Source organism: Streptomyces malaysiense, from assembly GCF_000980885.2.
Classification (GTDB): domain Bacteria; phylum Actinomycetota; class Actinomycetes; order Streptomycetales; family Streptomycetaceae; genus Streptomyces; species Streptomyces malaysiense.
On record NZ_LBDA02000012.1, the window covers coordinates 192,024 to 217,604 of the forward strand.

The window sequence follows — 25,581 nt, forward strand, 5'->3', positions numbered from 1 at the left end:
CCGGGTCAGGCCGCGTGCCCGGCGCTGGTTCCGAGCCCTCCCATGCCGAGGGCTCCTTTTGGTGCGGAATGAGGCGCGCATGACCGGCAAGGCGACCGGGACGACCGACGCGGTACCGGGCGACGAGGAACTGAGAAGACTGCTCGCGGGGTTGACGGCCGTCCGTGACGGGGACTTCGGAACCCGGCTGCCGGACGACTCCCCGGGCCTCATGGGCGACATCGCCACCGTCTTCAACGGCATGATCGACCAGCTGTCCGTGTTCACCTCCGAAGTCACCCGCGTGGCCCGCGAGGTGGGCACCGAGGGCACCCTCGGCGGTCAGGCGCAGGTGCCGGGGGTCTCGGGCACCTGGGCCGACCTGACCGACTCGGTCAACGCGATGGCGGGCAACCTCACCACCCAGGTCCGCGACATCGCCCAGGTGGCCACCGCGGTCGCCAAGGGCGACCTGTCGCAGAAGATCGACGTTCCCGCGCGGGGCGAGATCCTTCAGCTGAAGGAGACCGTCAACACGATGGTCGACCAGCTCTCCGCCTTCGCCGACGAGGTCACCCGGGTCGCCCGCGAGGTCGGCACCGAGGGCCGGCTCGGCGGCCAGGCGCAGGTCCCGGGCGTCGCCGGCGTCTGGCGCGACCTCACGGATTCGGTCAACTTCATGGCCGGGAACCTGACCGCGCAGGTGCGCAACGTCGCCCAGGTGACGACGGCCGTGGCGCAGGGCGATCTGTCGCAGAAGATCACGGTGGACGCGCGGGGCGAGATCCTGGAGCTGAAGAGCACCATCAACACGATGGTGGATCAGCTGTCGGCGTTCGCGGACGAGGTGACGCGCGTGGCCCGTGAGGTGGGCACCGAGGGCCGGCTCGGCGGCCAGGCGGACGTCAAGGGTGTGAAGGGCACCTGGCGCGACCTCACGGATTCGGTCAACTTCATGGCCGGGAACCTGACCGCGCAGGTGCGCAACGTCGCCCAGGTGGCCACGGCCGTGGCGCAGGGCGATCTGTCGCAGAAGATCACGGTGGACGCGCGGGGCGAGATCCTGGAGCTGAAGAGCACCATCAACACGATGGTGGATCAGCTGTCGGCGTTCGCGGACGAGGTGACGCGCGTGGCCCGTGAGGTGGGCACCGAAGGCCGGCTCGGCGGCCAGGCGCAGGTGCGCGGGGTGGCCGGCACCTGGAAGGACCTCACCGACAACGTCAATGTGATGGCCTCCAACCTCACCGGGCAGGTCCGCTCCATCACCCAGGTCGCCACGGCCGTCGCCAAGGGCGACCTCTCGCAGAAGATCATGGTGGAGGCCAAGGGCGAGGTGGCCGCGCTCGCCGACGTCATCAACACCATGGTCGACACCCTGTCGGCGTTCGCGGACGAGGTGACGCGCGTGGCCCGCGAGGTGGGCACCGAGGGCCGGCTGGGCGGCCAGGCTCACGTGCCCAACGTGGCCGGCACCTGGAAGGACCTCACCGACAACGTCAACTCCATGGCCAACAACCTCACCGGCCAGGTGCGCAACATCGCGCTGGTGACCACGGCCGTGGCCAAGGGCGACCTGTCGAAGAAGATCGACGTCGACGCGCGCGGCGAGATCCTCGAACTGAAGACGACCATCAACACGATGGTGGATCAGCTGTCGGCGTTCGCGGACGAGGTGACGCGCGTGGCCCGTGAGGTGGGCACCGAGGGCCGGCTCGGCGGCCAGGCCGAGGTCGAGGGCGTCTCCGGAACCTGGAAGCGGCTCACCGAGAACGTCAACGAACTCGCCGGGAACCTCACCCGGCAGGTCCGCGCCATCGCGGACGTCGCCAGTGCCGTCGCCGAGGGCGACCTGACCCGCTCGATCACCGTCGACGCCTCCGGCGAGGTCGCCGACCTCAAGGACAACATCAACTCCATGGTGGAGTCCCTGCGCGAGACCACCCGGGCCAACCAGGAACAGGACTGGCTCAAGACCAACCTCGCCCGGCTCTCCGGCCTCATGCAGGGCCACCGCGACCTGCGCGTGGTGGCCGAGCTGATCATGGACGAGCTGGTGCCCCAGGTGTCCGCCCAGTACGGTGCCTTCTACCTCGCCGAGGACGCCGCCTCGGGCCCCGAACTGCGGCTCGTCGGCGACTACGGCCGCCCCGACGAGGACGAGCGCCCCGAGCGGATCCCCTTCGGCCGCTCCCTGGTCGGACAGGCCGCGCGCAGCCGCCGTACCATCGCGGTCGACGAGCTGCCGCCCCGGTACGTCACCATCTCCTCCGGGCTCGGGCAGATCGAGCCCACCGCCCTGTTGCTGCTGCCCATCCTCTTCGAGGAGCAGGTGCTCGGCGTCATCGAACTGGCCTCCGTCACCCGGTTCACCACCGTGCAGAGGGACTTCCTCCAGCAGCTCGTGGACACCATCGGCGTCAACGTCAACACGATCGTCGCCAACGCCCGCACCGACGAACTGCTGGAGGAGTCCCAGCGCCTCACCAGCGAACTCCAGTCCCGCTCCGCCGAGTTGCAGGCCCAGCAGGAGGAACTCCAGCGCTCCAACGCCGAACTGGAGGAGAAGGCCTCGCTGCTCGCCGAGCAGAACCGCGACATCGAGGGGAAGAACCTCCAGATCGAGCAGGCCCGACAGGAACTGGAGGCACGCGCCCAGCAGTTGTCGCTCGCCTCCAAGTACAAGTCCGAGTTCCTCGCCAACATGAGCCACGAGCTGCGCACCCCGCTCAACAGCCTGCTCATCCTCGCCCAGTTGCTCGCCCAGAACCCCTCCCGCAACCTCACCCCGAAGCAGGTCGAGTACGCGGGCATCATCCACTCGGCCGGCTCCGACCTGCTCCAGCTGATCAACGACATCCTCGACCTGTCCAAGGTCGAGGCCGGCAAGATGGACGTCACCCCGGAGCGGGTCCCGCTGCGCCAGCTCATCGAGTACGTCGAGGCCACCTTCCGGCCGATGACCTCCCAGAAGAGCCTCGGCTTCACGGTCACCACGTCGGCCGGCGCGCCCGCCGACCTTCTCACCGACGACTCCCGGCTCCGCCAGATCCTGCGCAACCTGCTGTCCAACGCGGTGAAGTTCACCGAACAGGGCGGGGTCGAACTGCGCGTCGAACCCGCCGCCGACGACGAGGTGCCCCGTGCCGTGGTCCGCGGCGGCGCCGTGGTCGCCTTCCGGGTGAAGGACACCGGCATCGGCATCCCCGAGCAGCAGCTGGAGAGCATCTTCGGCGCGTTCCAGCAGGCGGACGGCACCACCAGCCGCAAGTACGGCGGCACCGGGCTCGGCCTGTCCATCACCCGGGAGATCGCCCATCTGCTCGGCGGCGCCGTCACCGTGGACAGCACACCGGGCAAGGGCAGCACCTTCACGCTGTTCCTGCCCGTGGCCCGGCCCGACTTCGACGAACACCTGCGCGGCGTCCGCGGCACCGCCGAACCGGCCGCACAGGAGCACCCGGACGCCACCGCCGCGCACGAGCTCAAGGCGGCACCGCCCCTCGCCTCCGCCAAGCGGCAGCGCGCCCGCAGGCTGCTCGTCGTGGAGGAACGTCCGCGCGGCCTGCTGACCCTGGTCGCCGAGAGCGTCGTGGGTGACCTCGACCACGGTCACTGCGACGGCATCCCCGTCGACATCATCACCGCGGTCGGCGCCCAGGAGGCCGCCGGCTCCCTCGCCGCCGAACCCTGCCACTGCGTCGTCGTGGAACTGGGCGCCCCCGACGGGGAGTCGGCCCGGTTCCTGGCGGCGCTGCACGGCGACTCCGCCCTCGCCGGTGTCCCCGTGCTGGTGCACAACGGCTCCCACCGCGCCGAGTACCCGCAGGCGGAGCCGGGCGGGTCGCTGGAGTACCTCTCCAGTCTGGACGAACTGCGGGAGCGGATCGCCCTCCACCTGTCCGCCGAGGAACCCGGCGAGGTGCTCACCTTCGTCCGCGGCGAGGAACTCCAGCACACCCCGGACCTGGTCGACGACCACACCCGCGGCCGTACCGTTCTCGTCGTCGACGACGACGCGCGCAACCTCTTCGCGCTCAGCGGCATCCTCGAACTGCACGGCTTCCGCGTCCTGCACGCGGAGAACGGCCGCAAGGGCATCGAGACGCTGCTGAACAACCCGGACGTCGAACTGGTCCTGATGGACGTGATGATGCCCGAGATGGACGGTTACGCAGCCACCGCCGAGATCCGGGGCATGCCCCGGTACGCGGACCTGCCGGTGATCGCGGTCACCGCGAAGGCGATGCAGGGCGACCGGGAGAAGAGCCTCGCCTCCGGCGCCAGCGACTACGTGACGAAACCCGTGGACACCCGCGACCTCATCGCCTGCGTCCGGCGTTGGCTGCCCGCATGAAACCGGACGACGACATCGCGCAACCGTCCTTCCGCAGGCCGAGGAGTACCCGTCCGGTGACCATCCAGCCGCCCGCCGACCCCGTTACGCCGCCCGACACGCCGAGCGGTGTGCCGGCCCAGCCCGCCCCGCTGCCGCCGGTGGACGCCCCGGTGGCGGCCGACGTGCCGGCGGACTCCCCGGTGGGCAGGCTCGCCGCCACCGTGGAGCGGTTGCGCCGCGAGGTGCGGACCGCGCAGGCGGAGGCCGAGGGCCGGGCGCTGATCGAACTGGCCAAGGGCATCCTGGTCGAGCGCCTGGGCTGCGGCCCCGCCCAGGCCGCCCGGCAGCTCGCCGAACTGACCGAACAGGCGCAGGTGACACCGCTGGAACTCGCGGTGGACGTCATCAACCAGGCCGCCAGGGACCGGGTCGCCGAGGTGACCGAGGCGTTCCTCTCCACGACCGCCGACCTCGGCGGCCCCGACGAGGACTCCGCCGCCGTACGGCTGCGCGCCGCCGAGAGCGGGGTGCTGGCCGCCCACGACACCGAGGCGATGGCCGCCTCCCTGCTCGAACACGCCCTGCGCCCGCTCGGCGCCGTCGCCGTGGCCATCTGGGCGGCCGGCTCGGACGGCTCGCTGACCCTCGCGGGCAGCGCGGGCTTCACCTCCGCCGAGGCGGCCCGCTGGTGCTACGTCCCGCCGGACGTGGCCACGGTGGCCCGCCGGGGCCTGACCGAACCCGGCGGCCAGTGGCTGCCCTCGCTCGCCGGGTCCGGGCTGCCCACCATCGGCAGGCGCGACTACACGGAAGGCGCCCGGATCGCCGTGCCCGCCGGTGCGGGCGGCCGCATCCACGGCGTCCTGGAGATCGCCTGGCCCAGACCCGAGGAGCCGCTGCCGCGCCCGGTGCTGCGTCAGGTCGAGACACTCGCCGAACTGTGCGCGCACACCCTGGACGACTTCGTCCCCTCCGCGGTGCCCCGCCCGGAATCCCGGGTCATGCCGGACGTCGCGGAGCTGATGGACCTCGCGGACGGACTGCACGACCCGGCCCTGGTGCTCGTGCCGCACCTCGACGGCGCGGGCCGGCTCGTCGACTTCCGCATCCAGCACGTCAACAGCCGCTTCCTCGACCCGGCGGGCCGGCCGCGGGCCGTCATCGGCGGCGCCCTGCTGCTGGAGGCGTATCCGATGGCGGCCGGCACCAGCGAGCTGTTCCAGCGCGTGGAGCGGGTCTACGCCACCGGCGAGCCGTTCCGCGCCCAGCGCGTGCGGCTCACCGCGCTGGTCGACCAGGTCCCGCTCTCCGCGGTCGCCGACATCAGCATCAGCCGCCACGGCTCCAGCCTGCTGCTCATCTGGCGCATCGAGGACGAGACCGCGCGCCTGGCCAGCCTGCTCCAGCACGCCCAGCGGCTCGGCCGGATCGGCGGCTTCGAGGAGAACCTGCTGACCGGTGAGATCACCTGGAACGGCCAGCTGTTCAGCCTCTACGGCCGCCCGGCCACCAGCTCCCCGGTCGCCCTGGAGGAGCTGCCCGCCTACTCCCACCCGGACGACGCCGTCCAGATCGGGCGGTTCCTGCGCACCCTGCTGCACCACCGCCGGCCGGCCTCCGCGGCGTTCCGGCTGCAGCGGCCCGACGGGGTGTCCCGGCACATGCGCCTGGTCGCGGAACCGGTACTCGACACCGACGGCCAGCTGTTCGGCGTGCGCGGCGCCTACCAGGACATCTCCGCCCAGCACTGGACCGAGGTCGCCCTCGCCGCGACCCGCGACCAGCTCGCCCACACCGAGCAGCAGGCAGCCGAGCGCAACCGGCTCGCCCTCCAGCTCCAGCACGCGATCATGCCCCCCGCCCAGGCACCGCTGCGCGTGCCCAGCATCCAGGTGGCGGTGCGCTACCGGCCGGCCGAGACGGAACATCTGGTCGGCGGCGACTGGTACGACGCCGTGGTGCTCCCCTCGGGTCTCGTCCTGCTGTGCGTCGGCGACGTCGCAGGACACGGCATCGAGGCGGCCACCAGCATGGTCGTCCTGCGCAACGCGCTGCGCGGCCTCGCCGTCACCGGAGCAGGGCCCGCCCAGCTGCTGTCCTGGCTGAACATCGTCGCCCACCATCTGACGGGCGCCGTCACCGCGACCGCCGTGTGCGGGCTGTACGACGGCGAGACCCGCACCCTGCGCTGGGCACGGGCCGGGCATCTGCCCCCCGTCCTGGTCCGCGAGCGGGAGGCCACCCCCCTCCCCATCCTCAGCGGGCTCCTGCTGGGCGCGCTCCCGGAGGCGGTCTACGAGGAGACCGAACTGCGACTGGCCGCCGGCGACACCCTGCTCATGTACACCGACGGCCTGATCGAGCGCCGCGACCGCTCGGTGGAGGAATCCCTCACCCACCTCCTGGACACCGCCCGCACGGGCCCCCGGACCCTGGACCAGCAACTGGACAGACTGCTCACCTACAGCAGGTCGGACACCGACGACGACACGTGCATCGTGGGGATCCGGGTGGACTGAGAACCGCCGGCCGGGGCCCGGGGAACCGGCCCGGAGGAAGCGGTCCACCAGCCGTCGTCACGTGGGGCACGGCGAGGTCACGCCCCACGTAACCTCTTCCTGTGTCCGCCTCCCGCCTGCACCGTGTCGCCGTCCTCGTCCTCGAAGGCGCCAAGCCGCTCGACGTCGGGATTCCCGCGCAGGTGTTCACGACCCGCGCGAGCATGCCGTACGAGGTGCGGGTGTGCGGCGCGGCGTCCGGGCCGGTGGCCGGGGGCGACGGGCTCGCGTACCACGTCGCCCACGGCCTGGACGCGCTCGCGTGGGCCGACATCGTCTTCGTGCCCGGGTACCGGTTCCCGGACCGCGAGGACCCGCCGCGGGCCGTCGTCGACGCCCTGGTCGCCGCCCATGAGCGGGGCGCGCGACTCGCCGCCATCTCGACGGGGGCGTTCGCGCTCGCCGCCACCGGCCTGCTCGACGGCAGGCGCGCCACGACGCACTGGCACTACACACAGGCACTCGCCGCCCGGTACCCGCTCGTCCGGGTCGACGAGAACGTGCTGTTCGTGGACGAGGGCAGCGTGCTCACCTCGGCCGGCGCCGCCTCCGGAATCGACCTGTGCCTGCACATCCTGCGCGGCGACATCGGCGTGGCCGCCTCCAACCACGCGGCCCGGCGCCTGGTCGCCGCGCCGTACCGCAGCGGCGGCCAGGCCCAGTACGTGCCGCGCAGCGTCCCCGAACCGCACGGCGAGCGCTTCGGGGCCACCCGCGAATGGGCGCTGCACCGGCTCGACGAGCCCCTCACCCTCGACTCCCTGGCGCGGCAGGCGGGGGTCTCGCCGCGCACCTTCTCCCGGCGCTTCGTGGAGGAGACCGGCTACACGCCGATGCAGTGGGTGATGCGTGCCCGAATCGACCTGGCCCGCGAACTGCTCGAACGCTCCCAGCGCGGTGTCGAGCAGATCGCCGCGGATGTCGGGCTCGGAACCGGCGCGAACCTGCGCCTGCACTTCCAGCGCATCCTCGGCACCACACCGAGCGACTACCGGCGCACCTTCACCCGGGGCGAGTGAGCCGCCGTGCGCCGAGTGGCGGAATCCTTTTGAACCATGGCGATCCCGCCACTGTCGGGCTCGCGAGCCGCAGGCGAGCCTGGGTGGTGAACGGAAGGGACACCACACATGACTCGCATCGCCATCAACGGGTTCGGCCGCATCGGACGCAATGTGCTGCGCGCGCTGCTAGAACGGGACAGCGCTCTGGAGGTCGTCGCCGTCAACGACCTGACGGAGCCCGCCACCCTCGCCCGGCTGCTCGCCTACGACAGCACGGCCGGCCGGCTCGGGCGGCCGGTGACCGTCGACGGCGACACCCTCGTCGTCGACGGCCGCCGGATCAGGGTGCTGGCCGAGCGCGAACCGGCGCGGCTGCCGTGGGCCGAACTCGGTGTCGATCTCGTCCTGGAGGCCACCGGCCGCTTCACCTCGGCGAAGGCGGCCCGCGCCCACCTCGACGCCGGTGCGCGGAAGGTGCTCGTCAGCGCCCCGTCCGACGGCGCCGACGTCACCCTCGCGTTCGGGGTCAACACCGACGCGTACGACCCGGCGGTGCACACGATCGTCTCGAACGCCTCCTGCACCACCAACGCGCTGGCGCCGCTCGCCGCCGTGCTCGACGAACTCGCCGGTATCGAGCACGGGTTCATGACGACGGTGCACGCCTACACCCAGGAGCAGAACCTTCAGGACGGTCCGCACCGCGACGCCCGTCGCGCCCGTGCCGCCGGCGTCAACATCGTGCCGACCACGACCGGCGCCGCCAAGGCGATCGGCCTGGTGCTGCCGAACCTCGACGGCAAGCTGTCGGGCGACTCGATCCGCGTCCCGGTGCCGGTGGGCTCGATCGTCGAACTCAACACGACCGTCGCCCGCGACGTGACGCGCGACGACGTGCTGGCGGCGTACCGCGCCGCGGCGGAAGGTCCCCTCGCCGGTGTCCTCGAGTACTCGGACGACCCGCTCGTCTCCTCCGACATCACCGGCAACCCCGCCTCCTCGATCTTCGACTCGGCCCTCACCCGCGTCGACGGCCGCCACGTCAAGGTGGTCGCCTGGTACGACAACGAGTGGGGCTTCTCGAACCGTGTGATCGACACCCTCGCCCTCCTCGCCGCCCGCTGACACCGCGCACCGCTCGACCCCCTCGTGACCACCCTGCGGGACCTCGGCGACGACGCCCCGGTCAGGACGGCACGCCTGCTCCAGAGCCTCGTCCACGCCGCGACGACGGCGATGGAGGGGGGGCGACGAGTACCACGCGGTGGCGGAGCGCGCGGTACGGCTCGCGGTGGCGGCGCTCGCGGGAGTCGCCGCCGGCCCCTCGTCGCGTCCGACGCGGGCGCGGCGCCCGGCCTCCTCGTGGCGAACGGCGCCGCTGGAGTCCATCACCCGTTCCGGCACGCCTTCGCCCTGAACTCCGTCACGGAGACGGTGACCGCGGATTCACGGCCGTCTTCCGACACGCTGTCGTAGCGAACCGTTTTTCACCGTCCACGTACAGGGTCGCGCCGTCGATGTGATGCCCGCAGACCATCATGACTCCGAGCGGATGACCGTCGGCGGTCACGGAGATGCCCGCGACGGCATCGACGGGAACGGCGCATCCCGAGGCCGCCGCCAGGGCGGAGCCCACCGTGACGGCGCCTGCCCAGCGCCGGAACGCCGGACCTGAAGTGATCGACCACATGCTCAGTCCCTCCCCGGGGCGCGTGCGGGCCCCTGCTCCCGGCAGGGTACGCACGGCATGGTCGGCGCGACTTCGCCGTGGGGGACATCCCCGGTCACGGCGACCGGCCGCGCACCGCGTACGACGAACGGGACATCGCCGGACCGCGCGAGCGCGGGCCGCGGACGAGCCGGAAGGCCCGGTCGTCGTCCCGTGCCGCGCCCGGCCGGCGGAGCGCGCCGGGCCGCCGCACCGTGCCCCGCCGACCGGTTCCGGCAGCCGTCGTACATCGCCTGGATTGGGGCCGGTCCGGGCGGGAAGGCGCACCGCAGGCCGATGGACCCGCCCGTCGGGGCGGAGACCCGACGGCGAGGGCGGGCGGAAGGGGTGAGCGCGGATGACCGGGCCATCGACGGTGGAGCCGGGGAAAGGGCTCTCGTCGCAGGACCGCGGTGCGGTGCGGGTGCCGCCGATACGGCCCGGCGGGTACGACCCGGCCGACTACGCCGCGATCGTGGTGCGCGGTGCCAGGGAAGCCGGAGTGTCCGCGCTGCTCGTCATGACGGTGCTCCACAACGAGGCGTACAAGCCGCACCATCCGCTGCTGGAACGGCTGTGGCAGTGGTGGAAGCCCGGGGCGTCCTTCGGCGTGGCCAACATGCACCGCGCGACGTTCGAGCGGGTCCGCCGGGCGCACGACCTGCCGGGGCGGTGGCAGGACCTGCGCGACGATCCCGCCTTCGCCGTCCAGGTGGCGGCGCTGCACCTGAAGGACCTCGACCGCGCGCTTCCGCGGCGGCACGTGCGCCGCTACAGCCGCGACGAACTGCTCGCCCTGGGCTACAACACGGGCGAACGCAATATGCGGGCCTTCGCCCGGGGCGTCCCGCCGGGCCCCATGGCACGCTCGTACCTGCGCCGGTTCCGCGCCTACCGGAGCCGCGCGGCCAAGGCCCTGGCCCTCGGGGGCCGCGGCGGCCCGTGAGAGGCGGCCGCCGTGCGGCGGCCGCCCCGGTGTGTCACGGGTACGGCCGGTCAGCCCCGGACGATGTTCTGGGCCTGCGGCCCCTTCTGGCCCTGGCCGATGTCGAAGGTGACCTGCTCGCCCTCGGTGAGCTCGCGGAATCCACCGCCCTGGATCTCGGAATAGTGCGCGAAGACGTCAGCCCCGCCGCCGTCCTGGGCGATGAAGCCGTACCCCTTCTCGGAGTTGAACCATTTCACGGTGCCGCTGGCCATCGATCGATCCTTCGTTCATACCGGAAGCCACCCATGTCCCGGGCCGCTTCGGCTCCCGTGGCAGTAGGAGCCGACATCGTTTCTACCCCGAGCACCGCCGGCTATCCGGCTCATGACACAGCAAGTCGGTGTGGCGTCGTCGCGGAAAGCCCGTTGCGCGCCCCGTTCGGCCGCGCCGGGCAGGTCGCCGGTCCTGACCGGAATGGCGTAACGGAGCCGGGGCACAAGGGCCGGTGTAACTCATGTGATCGGTGGCCACAAGGAGGCTCACGATGCTCATGGCGCATCCCGCCGTGCTGAAGAACCTGATCGAGCAGTACGAGACCCTGCGGGTTCTGCGCGCCGAGGAGGCCGGGGAGGACGTGCGGCGGCGTATGGACGACATCGCCTACACGCTGTGTGTGGCCACCGGCACCGGTGACATCGACGCCGCCCTCGTCGCGGCCCGCCACCGCCTGCCCGGCGCCCGTGTCGAGGACGACTCCCTCCTGTCCGCCTGACGGCGGGGCGGCCCCTGACCGGGACGGGAGCCCGCGTTCGCTCCCGGATCACCGCGAGGTCCGGCTCAGGCGATGCCGAGGCGTTCGGTCAGTTCCGTGAGGGCCTGGCCGAGCGGCAGCGCCGCGTGCGCGTGTGCGAGGTCGTCGCCGCGCGTCGGGCCGAGGTTGATGATGGAGACGGGCTTGCCGTCCTTCGCGGCGCGGCGCACGAACCGCAGGCCCGACAGGACGGCCAGGGACGAGCCGAGGACCAGGAGGGAGCCGGCCGCGTCGATCAGCTCGAAGCAGCGCCGGGTGCGCGGCGCGGGCACGTTCTCGCCGAAGAACACCACGTACGGTTTGAGCACGCCCCCGCACCGTCCGCACGGCACGACGCGAAACGCGCGCACGATGCCCTCGGGGAGCTCGACGTCGCCGTCGGGGTTGACCCGGAGCCCGGCGGCGTCCTGCGCGGCCAGGAGCTCCGCATTGGCGGCGAGCAGCCGTGCGTCGAGTTCGTCGCGCGGGCTGATCGTCCCGCAGCCGAGGCACACGACCCGGTCCAGACTGCCGTGCAGGGCGACGGCGTCCGTCGTCCCGGCCGCCTGGTGCAGTCCGTCCACGTTCTGCGTGATCACCGCATCGACGTACCCGCGGGCGCGCAGCGCCTGTACGGCGTGGTGTCCGGCATTGGGCCGGGCCCCGGCGACGGCGCGGCGACCGACGTAGCCGCGCGCCCAGTAGCGGCGCCGGTTCTCCTCGTCCGCGACGAAGTCCTGGTAGGTCATGGGGGAGTGCCGTCGGTGCCGCCCGCTCGCGCCCCGGTAGTCGGGGATACCGGACTCGGTGGAGATTCCGGCCCCGGTCAGCACAGCCACCCCGCCGGCGGCCAGTTGCCCGGCGATCTCGTCCATCCCCCCGGCGGGACGTATACCGGTGTCGGGTACGGGGCCGACGATCGGACGCATGCGCATGCCAGCAGCTTAGGACGCCGCCGGGCGTGTCGCGCCCCCGTGGGGCAGGGCGTCCGGCCTGGACCCCTCTTCGAGGCCGGCGCCTCGAAGACGCCGTGGCCGCCGCCCGGCGGGAAGGGGTTGCGGGCATGGAAGACGGTGTCCGACTCGCGGTGCACGAGGGCGATGGTCGTCCAGCCCCGGCGCGCCATCAGGGCGCCGAGAGCCGGCATGTCGTAGTCGAGGTCGGCGTCGCGGAGGTCGGCCGTACGAGGTTCGACGCTGACCGGATTGGCCGCCACCGAGCCGTCCGGGGCGGTCGTGGTGGTCACGGGGACGGGTCCCGCCCGGGTGTGCAGCAGCAGGCGGCCGACACCGTGCCGGGAGGCGTGCGCGACGGCCGTCGCGATGGTGGCGTGGCCCCAGAACGACACCTCGGCCCGCGGGCTGAAGCACCGGATGCCGAGCGAGCCGTCGGGGCGCGCCACGGCGAACGCCGTCTCCGGGCAGCCGACTTCGGCGGCGGTGGCGGCCATCGTCGCCTCGTCGGCGCCGGCCGCGTCCAGCACCACGCCCGCCGGGTTCCCGCCCAGGGGGTCGCTGCTGAAGGCCACGTAGCGCAGGAGGTCCATCGGCCGACGGCAGACGCTCCGTCACCGGGCGGTCGAAGCCGCGGCCGGGCGGCGCGGTCTACCTGGTGCCGGGCGTCGACCGGGTGCCGGTGGTACGCCTCTCGGACGGCATTCGTCAGGACAACGGCCCCCGCCCGTCCCTCAGTCGAGCGGCGAACGCCCGCGCGGCAGCGAGGTCACCGGCGTCGGGCCGCCGCTTGTTGATGCCGCCGACGAGTCTGAAGGGTGTCCATGTGTCGAAGGCCCGGCACGAGAAGCTCCCGTCCACGGCGAAGCCCTTGTCTTCGAGGAGCCGGACCAGGGGCCGGGTGAAAGGCATCAGCGGGATCTCGGGGAGCCCGCTGGTGGCGAACACGAACGCCCGGCCCCGCCCGCCGGGAAGTGCCCTGACGAAGTCGGTCAGGCGGGGGTGGAGCCTGCCGCGGAAGACGCCCGAGCCGAATCCCACGAGGTCGGCGCCGACCAGCTCCGCGACGTCGGCTCGCCCGGGGGGGACGACCTCCGCGCCCAGCACCTGGGCCATGCTGTCGGCGACCCGGCGCGTGTTGCCGTGCGACACGGAGGCGCACACGATGACGGTCTTCATCCTCACGATCCTTTCTCCGGCTTTCGCGGCCAGGACCGGCGCGACGGCATCGGATGTGACACCTGCCGAGCGTGACGGTGACCACACCACGGGGACGGCGGCGGGCCCCTGGTCACGGATCTCGGTGCCGGGCCCGGCCTACCGGGCCCCCGGTGAGCGCTCGTACGCGCCGAGGACGGCCGTGAGCATGCCCGGGAAGCGCTCGTCGAGTTCGGCGGCGCGCAGCGTGGTGAGCCGCCGGTTCGCCTCCTCGCGCTGATGGATGAGGCCGGCCTCGCGCAGCACCTTGAAGTGGTGGCTGAGGGTGGAGGGGGCGACGTCCACGGGGAAGGTGCCGCAGGCGCGTTCGGGCTCGGTGCTGAGCGTGCGCACGATGGTCATCCGGGTGGGGTCGGAGAGCGCGTGCAGCACGTCGAACAGGTCGATCTCCTCGGGTGCGGGGTGTTCGAGGACCGCTCGGCGGCGGCTGGTGCGGGACATGGGCGAACTCCATGTTCGACAATCATCGAATAAGTGTGGTGTCATGTTCGTCGTTCGTCGTTCGACGTTCGTAGAACATCGTACTAGGGGGTGTACCGGTATGCGCGCGCTGGTCATGACCGCACCGGGCGGGTCGGAGAACTCGGAGATCCAGGAGATCGCGGAGCCGCGGCCGGGAGCGGGTCAGGTGGCCGTGACGGTTGCCTACGCGGGCCTCAACTTCGTGGACGTGATGGCCCGTCGGGGAGACCCGGGCTATGTTCCGGAGTGGCCGTACCTGCCCGGCAAGGAGGTGGCGGGCACGGTCCGCGCGATCGGTGCGGGGGTCACCGGCCTGGCCGTCGGCGACCCGGTGGTGGCCGCCCCCGTGGGCGGGGGACTGGCGCGGGTGGCCGTCGCCGAGGCGGCCCTCACGGTCCCGGTCCCGCCCGGAGTCGACCTGCGCCAGGCCGCCGCCGCCCCTCTGGGGCTCGCCACGGCCATGCTGCTGCTCACCGACGCGGGCCGCTTCACCGCGGGGGACACCGTGCTCGTGCACTCGGCCTCCGGCGGGGTCGGCGGTGCGCTCGCCCGGCTGGTGCCCGCGCTGGGCGGCGGCCGCCTTCTCGGCACGGTGGGCCGTCCCGAGAAGGCGCGGGAGGCGCTCAAGGCGGGTTACGACGCCGTCTTCCCCCGGGGCGCGGCATCGCGCGAGGCGGTCCGCGACGCCACGGACGGCAAGGGCGTCGACCTGGTCCTCGATCCGCTGGGCACCGAGGCCTTGGAATTCGACCTCGATGTCGCCGCGCCCGGCGGGCGGATCGTGCTCTTCGGCAACGCGGGCGGCGGCACCGTCGACGCCCTCCCGCCGGCGGGCAGGCTGCTCGCCGGGAACCTCACCCTCACCGGCTTCAGCCACAGGGGCCTGGCGGCGGCCGCTCCGGACAGGGTCGCGCGGGCGATCGGCCGGGTGCTGGAACTGCTCGCCGACGGCCGCCTCGGCCTGCCCGTCACCGAGGTCCCCGGACTCGACGGAGCGGCGGCCGCGCACGATCTCATGGCGAGGGGCGCGGGGCTCGGGAAGTACGTGGTCCGGGTGGGGTGAGCGGGGCCGCGCGGTTCCGCCGTCCGCCGAGGGCCGCTGCCCGGGGCGCGGGGGGAGCGGGGGGACCGCCACGCTCCACGGCCTCCAGCCACCGGTGGACGGCGGCCGCGGTGGTACGCGCGTGCTCCTCCAGCATGGTGAAGTGGTCCCCGGGCACGGTGATTTCGGCGTGCGGCAGACTCCAGGCCGGGGCGGGTTCGGCGCCGGGCAGGCAGTCCTGGGCGCGCACGTACAGGGTGGGACAGGCGAGCGGGGCGGGCCGCCAGCCGTCGAACAGCTCGAAGTACCCGGCCATCGCGGTGAGCCGGGCGGGGTCGGCGGAGGCGAAGGACGCCGCCCGGCGCAGCATGTCCGACGTCATCGCGGAGAGCGACTGCTCCCGGTCGCCGTGGCCCGGGGGATAGGTGTCCAGCAGGACCACGGCGGCCGGGCCCGCGCCCTCGGACTCCAGACGCTCGGCCACGGCGTGGGCCACCCAGCCTCCGGCCGACCGTCCCAGCAGCACCAGGGGGCCTTCGGCGGCGGCCGCGCGAACGGCCGTGGCCTGGGCGGTGACCAGGGCGTCCAGCGTGGCGGGCAGGGGCTCCCCGGTCTCGAACCCCGGGTGCCGTACCGCGTGCCGAGCGACTCGCCGTTCCCCGTACCGGGCGCGGCGAACATGACGTCCCGCAGGGGCGCCGGCAGCAGCGGATCGAGCAGGGCACAGCACTCGTCCAGCGAGCGGGCGAAGGCCGGGTGCAGATCCCGCGACGCGTACAGCTCGCGGCCCATGCCGACGCGCTGGCTGCCCTGGCCGGTGAACAGCAGGGCCGGCCGGCTGCGGTCCCGGGACGTTCCCCCGCGCACCGCGGACCGGCCGTCTCCCGCCGCCAACGCCGCCAGGGAGTCGAGCAGTTCGAGACGGCCCCGGGCCACCACCACGGACCGGTGCTCGAAGGCCGCGCGCGTGGTCGTGAGCGAATACCCCAGGTCCACCAGGGACGCGTCGGGGGCGGCGACCACATGGTCGTACAGCCGTCGTGCCTGGGCTCGCAGCGCGGGTGCGTTCCTGGCCGACAGTGGAAAGGCCACCGCGGGCCGTCCGGCGGGTGCCGGACCTTCCCCCGGCCGCACGCCAGGCGACGCGTCCTCCTCGTGCGCTTCTCCCGCCACGCCACCCGGCGGCTCTTCCAGCACCACATGGGCGTTGGTGCCGCTGATGCCGAACGACGACACCCCCACCCGGCGCGGACGGTCCGTCGCAGGCCACTCCATCGCCCGTGCCAGCAGCGCGATCTGCTCCGAGGACCAGTCGACGCGGGGGGTCGGCTCCTCCGCGTGCAGCGGCGCGGCAGCACGCCGTGCCGCATCGCCTGCACCATCTTGATCACCCCGGCCACTCCGGCGGCGGCCTGGGTGTGACCGATGTTCGACTTCACCGAGCCCAGCAGCAGCGGACGCCGCCGTGTGCCGCGCCCGTACGTCGCGAAGAACGCCTCCGCCTCGATGACGTCCCCCAGCCGGGTGCCGGTGCCGTGCGCCTCCACCGCGTCGATGTCCCCGGGGGCCAGCCCCGCGTCCGCCAGCGCCTGTCGGATCACCCGCTGCTGCGCCGGTCCGTGCGGTGCGGTCAGCCCGTTGCTCGCGCCGTCCTGGTTCACCGCCGAGCCGCGCACCACCGCCAGCACCGGAAGTCCGGCGCGGCGCGCCTCGGACAACCTGCTGAGCAGCAGCATTCCGGCACCCTCGGCCCACCCCGTGCCGTCGGCCGACGCGCCGAACGCCTTGCAGCGGCCGTCCGGTGCCAGCGCCCGCTGGCGGCTGAACTCCACGAAGGACGAGGGTCCCGACATCACCGTGGCGCCCCCGGCCAACGCGAAGGCGCACTCACCCCGGCCGATCGCCTGGGCCGCCAGGTGCAGGGCCACCAGGGACGAGGAACACGCCGTGTCCACGGTGAGAGCCGGGCCCTTTAGACCGAAGGTGTACGCGATACGGCCCGAGGCGACGCTCCCGGCGTTGCCGAGGCCGAGGTACCCCTCGACCTGCTCGGGGGTCCTGGCCAGCCGGCGGGCGTAGTCGCTGTACATCAGCCCGACGTACACCCCGGTCGCCGAGCCGCGCAGACTCGCGGGGACCAGACCGGCGTACTCGAAGGCCTCCCACGCCACTTCGAGCAGCAGCCGGTGCTGCGGGTCCATGGCCGGCGCCTCGCGGGGGGAGATGCCGAAGAAGCCGGGGTCGAACCGGTCCACTCCGGACAGGAAGCCGCCCTCGCGTACGTACGTCCGTCCGGGCCGGCCGGGGTCCGGGTCGTACAACTCCCGGGTGTCCCAGCCCCGGTCGGTGGGGAAGGGGCCGATGGCGTCCCTCCCGTCGGCGACCAGCCGCCACAGTTCCTCCGGAGAGGCCACCCCTCCGGGATAGCGGCACGCCATCCCGACGATCACCACGGGATCGCCGTCCGGCCGGGCCGCGTCCCGCTGTACGGGCATGGCGCCGGCCGGCCCGGCGGCGGTGCGTTCGCCGAGGTGGGCGGCGAGCGCCGCGACCGTGGGGAAGCCGAAGGCGACGGCCTCGGAGAGCGGCAGCCCGGTCACCGCTGACAGCCGCTCCCGCAGGACCGTCGCCGTCAGCGAGTCCATCCCCAGGTCCCGCAGCGCCGTGCTCGGCTCCGCCTCCCGGGGCGTGCAACCGAGTACGCCCGCCACCTCCCTCCGTACGAGGGCCGGCAGGTCCTGCGACGGTGCGCGACGCCCCTCGGCGGGCTCGGCCGCCTCCGAGACCAATGCCCGCGCGGGCAGGCCGGCCAGGTCCCGCCGCAGGATCTTCCCGGAGACGGTACGGGGAATCTCCGCCACCTCGAACAACTCGACCGGCACCTTGGTACCGGACAGCCGGGCACGGCAGCCGGCGAGGACGCGTCCCCTGCTCATCCCGTCGCCACCGGGTTCGGCGACCAGATAGCCGACCGGCACCTCGCCGAAGACGGGGTGCGGGCGTCCGGCCACGGCGGCGTCCGCCACCCCCGGCAGCCGCCGCAGCACCGCCTCCACCTCCGAGGGATGGATGTTCACCCCGCCCCGGATGATCAGATCACTCGCCCGGCCGGTGATCACCAGTTCACCGGAGCTGTCGATCCTGCCCAGGTCGCCCGTGCGGAACCAGCCCTCGCGCAGCACCTGTGCGGTGGCCTCGGGGCGGCCGTGGTAACCGGCCATGATCCCGGGCCCGTCGACCCACAGTTCGCCCTCGCCGGTGTCCCGCCCGTCGGCACCCCCGCCGACCCGGACCCGCGTCCCGGGCAGCACCCGCCCGCACGCCCCGTCCGCCGTCGCCCCGCCCGGACCCGCCATGGTGACCGGGCCCGCCTCCGTGCTGCCGTAGTGCTCCAGATAGGGGGCACGGCACACCGCCTCGAAGGACTCGCGGAACCCGGGCCCCGCAGCGGCACCACCACTGATGCAGCCGCGCAACGCGGGGGCGCCGAGACCGGCCCCGTCCGGCTCGTCCCGGACCGCGTCGAGCAGCGCGCGGTACGTGGTGGGGACCCCGCCGAGCAAGGTGAACGAGGTTTCCGCGCCGCGCAGTTCACCGAGCACACCCGCCACCGAGAACCGGGGCAGCAGCACCGCGCTGGCCCCCACGGCGGTCACTCCGAGGAGGCACACGATCTGGCTCATCGCATGATGGAGGGGCAACGGCCAGAGCACACGGTCCTGTTCGGACAGGCCGAGGACGCCGACGAGCCCCGTCGCGACCGGCGAGAGACGGCTGCGCTGCGTGGACAGGACACCCTTGGGTACGCCGGAGGAGCCCGAGTTGCCCCGCCGGGACCACCGCTGCGGGCGGAAGACGCCCGCACCCCGACGAACCGGCCGGCAGACCGGCCCGGTCGGGGCCGGGAGGTCAGGAGAAGACGACGGACCGCATGAGGAGGCGGTCACCCGCTCCCGCGCCGGGAGGCAGGGCGTAGTAGACGTCGCCCTCGCAGTCGGGGCGGAGGAAGACGATGGCGGTGGCGTCCGTGCGGTTCTTGGGGGCCCTGCTGAACGATCCCGGCTCGGATCCGGGTCCGCGCAGATTGACGCACCGGCCGCCGGCCGGGTCGTTCAGGAAGCCGACGGCCTCGTAACCCTCCTCGGTGGTGTACGAGTAGCGGAACTGGCCGGTTGCCGCGGAGGCTGAACCAGGCACGGCCAGCAGCAGGACGAAGGCGCTGCAGGCGGCGCCGAGGGCCGCCGTGAGGGAGCGAACAGACACTGGGATCTCTCTTTCGGGTGCCGATACGGTCAGTGCCAGCGATGCCCCGAAAACATCGAGATAGCCGCTTTGTCCCTCGAATGGGTTGCATATTCGGGAGTGCCGCTTCCGGCCGGAAAGAGCCGTATCCCGTGCGGTCCGCGGCTGCCGCAACTCGCCGAGCGGTGACGCGGGTTCACCCCGCCGTCACCAGGAACCCGCCGTCGGCCGAACTCACGCCGAGGGGCATGCGGTTGTGATCCGCCGTCATCGCAGCCACCTTCCGTCGCGCATGACGACCCTTCCGCGCAGCTCCGGTTCGCCACGCCAGGCGCGCACGGTCCTCGGGACCACGCGTACATACACGAAGGACCCCTCCTCCGCGCGTGGATCCCACCCGAACTTGTCGGTGAACGCCCGCGCCGCACCGTCCGGCACCGCCTCGTCGGGGAAGCACTCCGCCTCGCCCTGGAGGAGCACCACGTCGAAGGTGTCCGGCAGCGACAGGCGTACGCGCGGCTCCGCACGGACGTTCCGCGCGGTCACGGAAGCGGCGCCGGTGCACATCCACACCGCTCGCCCGTCCCACAGGAACCACAGTGGCACCTGATGCGGGCCGTGATCGGGGTGAGCCGTCGACACCCACACATCCCGCTCGGAGACGAGCCGGTCCAGAGCATCGCGTACGCTCCGCCGTCTGACGGCGAGCGATTCCTGTGGCCTCCATGAGGGTTGACCCTAGCCAGGCGGACGCGAAGCGCGCCTGAGGCGCGGGACCTACTCCCAGCGACCGATGAACCCCTCGGCCACGCGAAGGCCGGCTGATTCCCGGGCAGTTGGTTCGACCACCTGTTAGCGTGCGCCGATGGAAGATCTGGGATCCGTCGCATGGCCGCCCGAACCGATCAGAACCGAGAGGCTGATGCTCCGCGAGCCCGAGAGCCGGGACCGTACGGCGTTCATCGAACTGCTCGCCTCACCGGAGGTGCACACCTACCTCGGCGGGCCCCGCCCACGTGACGAGCTGGAGCGCGAGATACCCGAGGCGCCCGAGCGCCGGCCCGGAAGCTTTGTGGTCGATCTCGACGGTGCGATGATCGGTCTGATCCTGCTCAGGCGGGCAACGGGACACAGCCGCCCGGCCGCTGCGGGGAAGGCCGACCTCGGCTATTTGTTCCTGCCCCGGGCATGGGGACGCGGCTACGCCGCCGAGGCGTGCGCGGCGGCACTCGGCTGGCTCGAAGACGCGCTTCCCGGCGAACCGGTGGTGCTCACCACCCAGTCCGCCAACGTCGGTTCGATGCGCCTCGCGGCGAAGCTGGGGTTCTCCGAGGTGGAGCGGTTCGAGGCCTGGGGCGCCGAGCAGTGGCTCGGCATGCGGTCCACGGTCACGCCGTCCGCTCGAGCCACCGGAATCCTGAGGCCGTCCGCCGGCGGCCCCGGGGGCGATTGACCGGCATCGGCACGGCATCGACGCGGGCCCGGTCGCCGACCGGCTGCTCCGGGCCGCGTTCCGCAACCGGGGGCAGCTCCCCGTGACGGCGGCTCGGACAAGGTGACGTGCCCGGCCCGGCCGGACCCGCGGTGGGTGGACCGGTGCGGGGGCGTGCGGACGGGATCGGGCGGTGGGCTCCGGGCCGTGGTTCATCATGATCCTCCTGCCGCGGAGCCGCGCTCCGCCGTCATGACCAGCCCAGTTCGGAGTAGGCGCGATGCGCGAGAATGCCCTCGATCGCGGTGCGCGCGTAGGGGACCAGCTCGTGCGGGAGCGCCCCGGGCGCCCACCACCGCCACTCCGCGCACCGGTCGGGCTCCAGGACCTCGGGGCTGCCGGACCAGGACCGGGCACGGAAGACGAGCTGGATCCGCGGACGCCCCGTCGACGGGCCGAGGACGTGGACCACGTGGACGAGTTCGACGTCCGCCGGGTCGATGAGCAGCCCGGCCTCCTCCTGGGCTTCCCGAACCAGGCAGCTGACCGCGGCCTCCCGCTCGCAGTGCCCGGCCAGGAAGTGCCATGTGTTGCCGGCGAACGCCGCATCGGGGTGCCGCAGCCCGAGCAGGATCCGGCCGTGCTCGTCCTGGAGGTAGAGGTGGACGCCGACGATGTGGAGCTCGGTCCCCGCCGGTGCGCCATGACGTGTGCGAGGGCCACTGCCCTGCGGGCGGTCCGGCGCGGGGTGTTCGGCGGCGTGGCGCCGGATCATCTCGTCCAGGTTGGGGCTCAGCCGCAGCCGGTCGAGCGTGTCGACGGTGAACCACTGAAGGAGGACACCTTCGCGCAGGTCCACGGAGTCGGGGTGGCCGCTCCAGCGGCCCTCGTAGATCCGGGTCGGCACGACGAGGCCGTCGACGCCGGTCGTCGTGTCCACCGTGTACGGCGTCAGACCGGTCGGTTCCAGCCCCGGGGTCTCCTCGGCGAGTTCGCGTCGCAGGGTCTCCTCCAGACAGGAGTCGCCGGGCTCGCGGCCGCCGCCCAGGAGGGCGAGGGTCCACGGCTCCCAGATGTGCTCCCGTTGGTCCCGCAGGTGAAGCAGGTAGCGACCGCAGCCGTCGTGGATCAGGGCGGAGGCGTTGACCGGCTCGGGCTGGCCGTCGAGGCCCTGGGCCTCGGCGTCCAGGAGCTTGGCGCGCAGCGTCGGTGAGCTGACGTCGGTGAGGGCCTGCCACTTCGCGCAGGCGGCTTCCGCGTCCCGCAACGCGAGCGGTGGCGCCGTGTCCTCCGTGAGGTAGAAGGCGAAGCGGAAGTCGTAGTGCTGGTGGGCGGGTTCGCCCTCGGCCGGGGCGGTCTCGAAGCCGTGGACGGCGATATCGGCCGGCGTGCCGAGGAACAGCGGGGTCATGCACAGGTCCCCGGGTCGGAGCCCGGTCTCCTCGTACACCCCGCGCAGCGCGGCAGCCGGCAGAGTCCTGTCGTCCCCGACGCGGCCGCCCGGAGCGACGAGTGTGTTCGACGGTCCGTGACCGATGTGCAGCACATGCCGGTCACGGTCGATGACCGCCGCGCTGCATGTGATGTGTCCGGGCAGCGCCGAGCGGCTCGTCGGCTCGGCGGGACCGTCGAGCAGCGCCAGCAGCCCTGCCAGGGCGCCCCGTTCGTCCGGGTGCCGGGCCAGGTAGGCCTCGATGGTCGTGCGGATGTGGGAGCGGGAGGGCGGCATGTCATCACCTCGGGGGAACGCGCGGCGGGAGGTGGGCAGGGCGGTCAGGGCCGTCGCCGCGGGTCAGGGCGGCGGTATGCCCGGAAGCGGCGCCGGCATGGCTCACGAGCGTGTCCCGGTCTGTTCGCCGGCCGCCTCGGAGGTGACCTGGTAGGAGAGCAACTGCTGGAACATGCCGGTCTGCCGGGACAGTTCCTGGTAGGTGCCCTCCTGCACGATCCGCCCCTCGTCGAGGACGACGATCCGATCGGCCACGGCCACATTGGTGATCCGGTGCGTCACCAGCAGCACCACGCGATCTTGGGCCAGACCTCGCAGACGCTGGAAAATGCGGTGTTCGGCGCGGGGATCGAGGTTCGCCGTCGGTTCATCGAGGACCAGCTGTCCGGCCTCCCGGAAGAACGCCCTGGCCAGCGCGATGCGCTGCCACTGGCCGCCGCTGAGTTCCTCGCCGTTGAGCCACTCGCGCGCGAGCAGGGTGTCCAGACCGGAGGCGAGCCGGTCGACCACCTCGTCGGCGCCGGCGGCCTCGCACGCCTCCCGCACCGCCGCGTCACCACGCGCCGTGGGCTGCCCCAGGTTCACGTTCTCGCGCACGGTCAGCGGCCAGTGCGCGTAGTCCTGGGGCACCAGGGCCACCTGCCGCCACAGCGCCTGAGGGTCGGCCTCCCCGACGGGCTTCCCGTCCCACAGCACCTCCCCGGTGGTGGGCAGGTTCAGGCCGCTGATCAGCCTGGAGAGCGTCGACTTTCCCGATCCGTTGAATCCGACCAGGGCGGTGACCTCCCCGCGGCGCAAGGTCAGCGAGACGTCGGACAGGGCATCGTGCTCCTTGCCCGCGTAGCGGTGGGTGACGGACTTGACCTCGATCGTCCTCGGCGCTTCGGGGCGACGCGGGCCCCGGCGCATCCGGAAACCGCCCGCCCGCTCCAGGAAGTCGCTCCAGTCGTCCATGTACAGGCCCGTGCGCACCGCCCGCGCGCCGATCGCCACCAGGCCGCGGACCGACTGGCCGACCATCTGGAGTGCGAAGACCGCCGTCCCCGCGTGGCCGACGCTGATCCGCCCGTCGGCCAGCAGCAGGACGACCGCCACCCATACGACGGCCGAGCCCAGGCCACCGCACAACGCTCCGACGAGGGACATACGGGCGCCCTTGTCGGCCGCGCTCCGGTCCTCGCGGTTGATCCGGGCGACGGTCTCCCGGTAACGGCCGGACAGGAACGGGGCCATGGTGCCGGCGCGGATCTGGTCGGCGGCGTCCCTGTTGTAGATGTGCCAGCGCAGCACCGACAGCATGCGCAGGTCGCCGTTGCTGCGCAGGTTCGCCAGGTACCGCACCCGCGCGGCACTGATCTGGGCCACGGCCTGCGGCAGGCTCGCGGCGATCAGGAGCGGCAGGAGCAGCCGGTTCACCCCGGCCAGCACCAGTGCTCCGGCGACGAACGAGGCCGCCGAGGCGATCAGGTCCTGCCCCTCGTCGATCAGGTCCCCGGTGACCTGCGCTCCACGGTCGGCCGCCTCCCGAGCGCGGTTGAACTCGGGGTCGTCGTAGGCGCACAGCTCGACCGCCGCGCAGCCGAGGAGCAGTTGCTGCTCGGCCTCGCGCGACATCAGCGGGCCCAGCCGGGAGGACAGCCAGCTGACGGTGATGCCCAGCAGGGCGCGCATGCCGGCGGCACCGGCCAGCAGGGCGACGGACGGCCATGCCTGAAGCAGTCGGTGGTAGACGTCGTCACTGGTGAGGAGCGCGGTGAGGGTGCCGCTGATGGCGACCAGGCCGAGGGCCTGCATGACACCGGCGGTGGCCTGGCACAGCAGGAGGCCGACGGTCGCCGGCCGGTCCACCTGCCAGGCCAGGGCCAATGAGCGGCGCACCAGCTGCGGCAGCCGCCGGGCCATGTCACGCAGCCGGATCGCACGGCCGGCCGCTTCACGACTGCCGGTCAGGTCGACGTACCGCATCCGCGGCTCGCCGCCGGACCTCGGCGGCGGCGCGGTGTCCTGCTCCCCGGTGCCGTCGGGGGGCGCGGCGGACTGCGCCGTCGGGGCGGTGCGCGGTTCGGGCACGAGGCCGGCCGGCTCACCGGTGGTTCCGCTCATGCCGCCCACCTCGTATCCGGACACGCCGCCCGCACGGAGCCGGCGGCGAGCGGGGCGGGCGTGGCGGGCACGGGCGGAAGGGCGGTCCGAGGATGGGGCAGGCGGTCCATGGCGGCCTCCGGAGTCGCGGACGGGGCACCGGGATCAACGACCTGGGCCCCTGTCTCGAACACACGTCTTTCGGACGTGGTGGAAATCCCGGTGCCAGGCGAATACGCGTTCGTGCCGGATACACCGACCCTTGTCCGGGCGGGCCGGTCGTCGAACTCCGCGGTGGCCGAAACGCCGAGGGTCGTCACGCGGGCTGCCGCACGGGCCCCGCCTGATCACCGGATGGGCTCGCGGGTCCCGGCCCCGGACTCGATGTGATGCGTCACTGTTCCGCGGTCGGACGCGGCCCGCCGCGGACAGCCCTTAGACTCGGCGCCCGTACCAGTCATGATCACTACGGGAAGGGACCCCATGTTCCAGGACGCTCCGATCTACCACCAGCTTGTCGCGGAGCGTGGCGATGTACCTGCGCGAGTGCGGGACGCGGCGACGAGCATATTGCGTGAACTCGAACACGTGATGGGGGCGACGGCCCTGCCCGCCCTATCGACGAGTCCGCTGCCGATGCGTCAGCCAGACGCCGCCGCGCGAGCCGCGCTTCAGCTGCCCAGGCCGTAGACCGCCGTCGGGCCGGGGGTGTTACCGGGCGGATTCCCGGGTGTCGCGTGCACGGGAACCGTGATCACGGGGCGGTCGCGGCGTCCGCCGCGGGGCCGAAGTGCCCTGGGAACGCCCCCTGTCCGACCGGATGCCCCCTCCGCTCGGGGTCCTCCAGCGCCCCCGAGCAGACGTGCAGTTGCAGGCGCAGCGGATCACCGCCCGACACCGGGTTCTCGTGTCGCCGCCGCAGTTCGGGGAACGTGGGGGAGCCGTCCGCGCGACGGCGCAGGGCGGCCTCGGTCTCGCGGAAGGCGCGCTCGGCCGCCGCCAGGAACAGGGCCCGCTCGCTGGGGAACAGGCGGAACAGGTAGCCCTGCGAAATTCCGGCGCCCTGCGCGATCGCCGTCGTCGACGCGTCGTCCTGTCCGTCGACTGTCAATCGCCCG

Annotated in this window: 18 protein-coding genes and 3 pseudogenes; 8 read left to right on the forward strand and 13 right to left on the reverse strand. The window is 72.9% G+C overall.

Annotated elements, in window-relative coordinates; all coding sequences use genetic code 11:
* Positions 1-79: 79 nt before the first annotated feature.
* The 5 genes from VT52_RS06755 (at position 80) to VT52_RS06775 (ending at position 10,531) form a co-directional block, all read left to right on the forward strand.
* Positions 80-4,336 carry a HAMP domain-containing protein gene (locus VT52_RS06755; RefSeq protein WP_046420265.1) on the forward strand — a complete coding sequence of 1,419 codons (4,257 nt, stop codon included), beginning with the start codon at positions 80-82 and terminating at the stop codon, positions 4,334-4,336.
* A 56-nt stretch (positions 4,337-4,392) separates the two neighbouring features.
* Positions 4,393-6,837: a SpoIIE family protein phosphatase gene (locus VT52_RS06760; RefSeq protein WP_420856264.1), complete on the forward strand. Its 2,445-nt coding sequence runs from the start codon at positions 4,393-4,395 to the stop codon at positions 6,835-6,837.
* Between the two features lie 101 nt (positions 6,838-6,938).
* Entirely contained in the window at positions 6,939-7,895 is a 957-nt protein-coding gene (locus tag VT52_RS06765; RefSeq protein WP_046420262.1) for a GlxA family transcriptional regulator, read from the forward strand.
* Between the two features lie 108 nt (positions 7,896-8,003).
* A complete protein-coding gene (gap, locus tag VT52_RS06770; protein WP_046420261.1) occupies positions 8,004-9,002 on the forward strand; it encodes a type I glyceraldehyde-3-phosphate dehydrogenase in 999 nt (332 codons plus the stop codon).
* Between the two features lie 941 nt (positions 9,003-9,943).
* A complete protein-coding gene (locus VT52_RS06775) occupies positions 9,944-10,531 on the forward strand; it encodes a hypothetical protein (protein ID WP_046420259.1) in 588 nt (195 codons plus the stop codon).
* A 50-nt stretch (positions 10,532-10,581) separates the two neighbouring features.
* On the opposite strand, the gene VT52_RS06780 is transcribed toward VT52_RS06775, so the two are convergent.
* Positions 10,582-10,785, reverse strand: coding sequence for a cold-shock protein (locus VT52_RS06780; protein WP_037661210.1), 204 nt, complete (start codon positions 10,783-10,785; stop codon positions 10,582-10,584).
* A gap of 272 nt (positions 10,786-11,057) precedes the next feature.
* On the opposite strand from VT52_RS06780, the gene VT52_RS06785 reads away from it, so the two are divergent.
* On the forward strand, positions 11,058-11,285 hold the full coding sequence (locus VT52_RS06785) for a DUF5133 domain-containing protein (protein WP_046420256.1): 228 nt from the start codon (positions 11,058-11,060) through the stop codon (positions 11,283-11,285).
* 65 nt (positions 11,286-11,350) lie between these two features.
* On the opposite strand, the gene VT52_RS06790 is transcribed toward VT52_RS06785, so the two are convergent.
* From VT52_RS06790 to VT52_RS06805, 4 genes are all read right to left on the reverse strand, one after another.
* Positions 11,351-12,238 carry an NAD-dependent protein deacetylase gene (locus tag VT52_RS06790; protein ID WP_046420254.1) on the reverse strand — a complete coding sequence of 296 codons (888 nt, stop codon included), beginning with the start codon at positions 12,236-12,238 and terminating at the stop codon, positions 11,351-11,353.
* A complete protein-coding gene (locus VT52_RS06795; protein ID WP_053055485.1) occupies positions 12,130-12,849 on the reverse strand; it encodes a PhzF family phenazine biosynthesis protein in 720 nt (239 codons plus the stop codon). The genes VT52_RS06790 and VT52_RS06795 overlap by 109 nt, the downstream gene beginning before the upstream one ends.
* 115 nt (positions 12,850-12,964) lie before the next feature.
* Positions 12,965-13,435 carry a flavodoxin family protein gene (locus VT52_RS06800; protein WP_046420252.1) on the reverse strand — a complete coding sequence of 157 codons (471 nt, stop codon included), beginning with the start codon at positions 13,433-13,435 and terminating at the stop codon, positions 12,965-12,967.
* Between the two features lie 138 nt (positions 13,436-13,573).
* Entirely contained in the window at positions 13,574-13,915 is a 342-nt protein-coding gene (locus tag VT52_RS06805) for an ArsR/SmtB family transcription factor (RefSeq protein ID WP_046420250.1), read from the reverse strand.
* A gap of 100 nt (positions 13,916-14,015) precedes the next feature.
* Here VT52_RS06805 and VT52_RS06810 point away from each other — a divergent pair, with 100 nt between their 5' ends.
* Positions 14,016-14,999, forward strand: coding sequence for a quinone oxidoreductase family protein (locus VT52_RS06810; protein ID WP_046420248.1), 984 nt, complete (start codon positions 14,016-14,018; stop codon positions 14,997-14,999).
* Here the strand turns inward: VT52_RS06810 and VT52_RS38420 are convergent.
* From VT52_RS38420 to VT52_RS06830, 5 genes and pseudogenes are all read right to left on the reverse strand, one after another.
* Complete coding sequence (locus VT52_RS38420; protein WP_240509662.1) at positions 14,950-15,708, reverse strand: thioesterase domain-containing protein; 759 nt, start codon at positions 15,706-15,708, stop codon at positions 14,950-14,952. The two genes, VT52_RS06810 and VT52_RS38420, sit on opposite strands and share 50 nt — an antisense overlap.
* Positions 15,642-18,241 (reverse strand): annotated as a pseudogene (locus tag VT52_RS35335) (type I polyketide synthase); the annotation flags it as partial. The gene VT52_RS38420 and the pseudogene VT52_RS35335, both read right to left, overlap by 67 nt.
* A gap of 3 nt (positions 18,242-18,244) precedes the next feature.
* Positions 18,245-18,925 (reverse strand): annotated as a pseudogene (locus tag VT52_RS39660) (AMP-binding protein); the annotation flags it as partial.
* A complete protein-coding gene (locus VT52_RS06825; RefSeq protein WP_206306449.1) occupies positions 18,888-19,241 on the reverse strand; it encodes a hypothetical protein in 354 nt (117 codons plus the stop codon). The pseudogene VT52_RS39660 and the gene VT52_RS06825, both read right to left, overlap by 38 nt.
* Positions 19,242-19,487: 246 nt before the next feature.
* Positions 19,488-19,947 (reverse strand): annotated as a pseudogene (locus tag VT52_RS06830) (pyridoxamine 5'-phosphate oxidase family protein).
* Positions 19,948-20,085: 138 nt separating this feature from the next.
* Between VT52_RS06830 and VT52_RS06835 the strand changes: the two are divergent.
* A complete protein-coding gene (locus VT52_RS06835; RefSeq protein ID WP_046420246.1) occupies positions 20,086-20,673 on the forward strand; it encodes a GNAT family N-acetyltransferase in 588 nt (195 codons plus the stop codon).
* A gap of 229 nt (positions 20,674-20,902) precedes the next feature.
* Here VT52_RS06835 and VT52_RS06840 read toward each other — a convergent pair whose 3' ends face one another.
* The 3 genes from VT52_RS06840 to VT52_RS39535 form a co-directional block, all read right to left on the reverse strand.
* A complete protein-coding gene (locus tag VT52_RS06840; protein WP_046420243.1) occupies positions 20,903-22,381 on the reverse strand; it encodes an NUDIX domain-containing protein in 1,479 nt (492 codons plus the stop codon).
* A gap of 102 nt (positions 22,382-22,483) precedes the next feature.
* The gene (locus tag VT52_RS06845; protein ID WP_046420328.1) at positions 22,484-24,346 is read right to left on the reverse strand and encodes an ABC transporter ATP-binding protein; all 1,863 of its coding nucleotides are present in this window, start codon (positions 24,344-24,346) and stop codon (positions 22,484-22,486) included.
* 871 nt (positions 24,347-25,217) lie between these two features.
* The gene (locus VT52_RS39535; protein WP_053055483.1) at positions 25,218-25,574 is read right to left on the reverse strand and encodes a TetR/AcrR family transcriptional regulator; all 357 of its coding nucleotides are present in this window, start codon (positions 25,572-25,574) and stop codon (positions 25,218-25,220) included.
* Positions 25,575-25,581 lie beyond the last annotated feature (7 nt).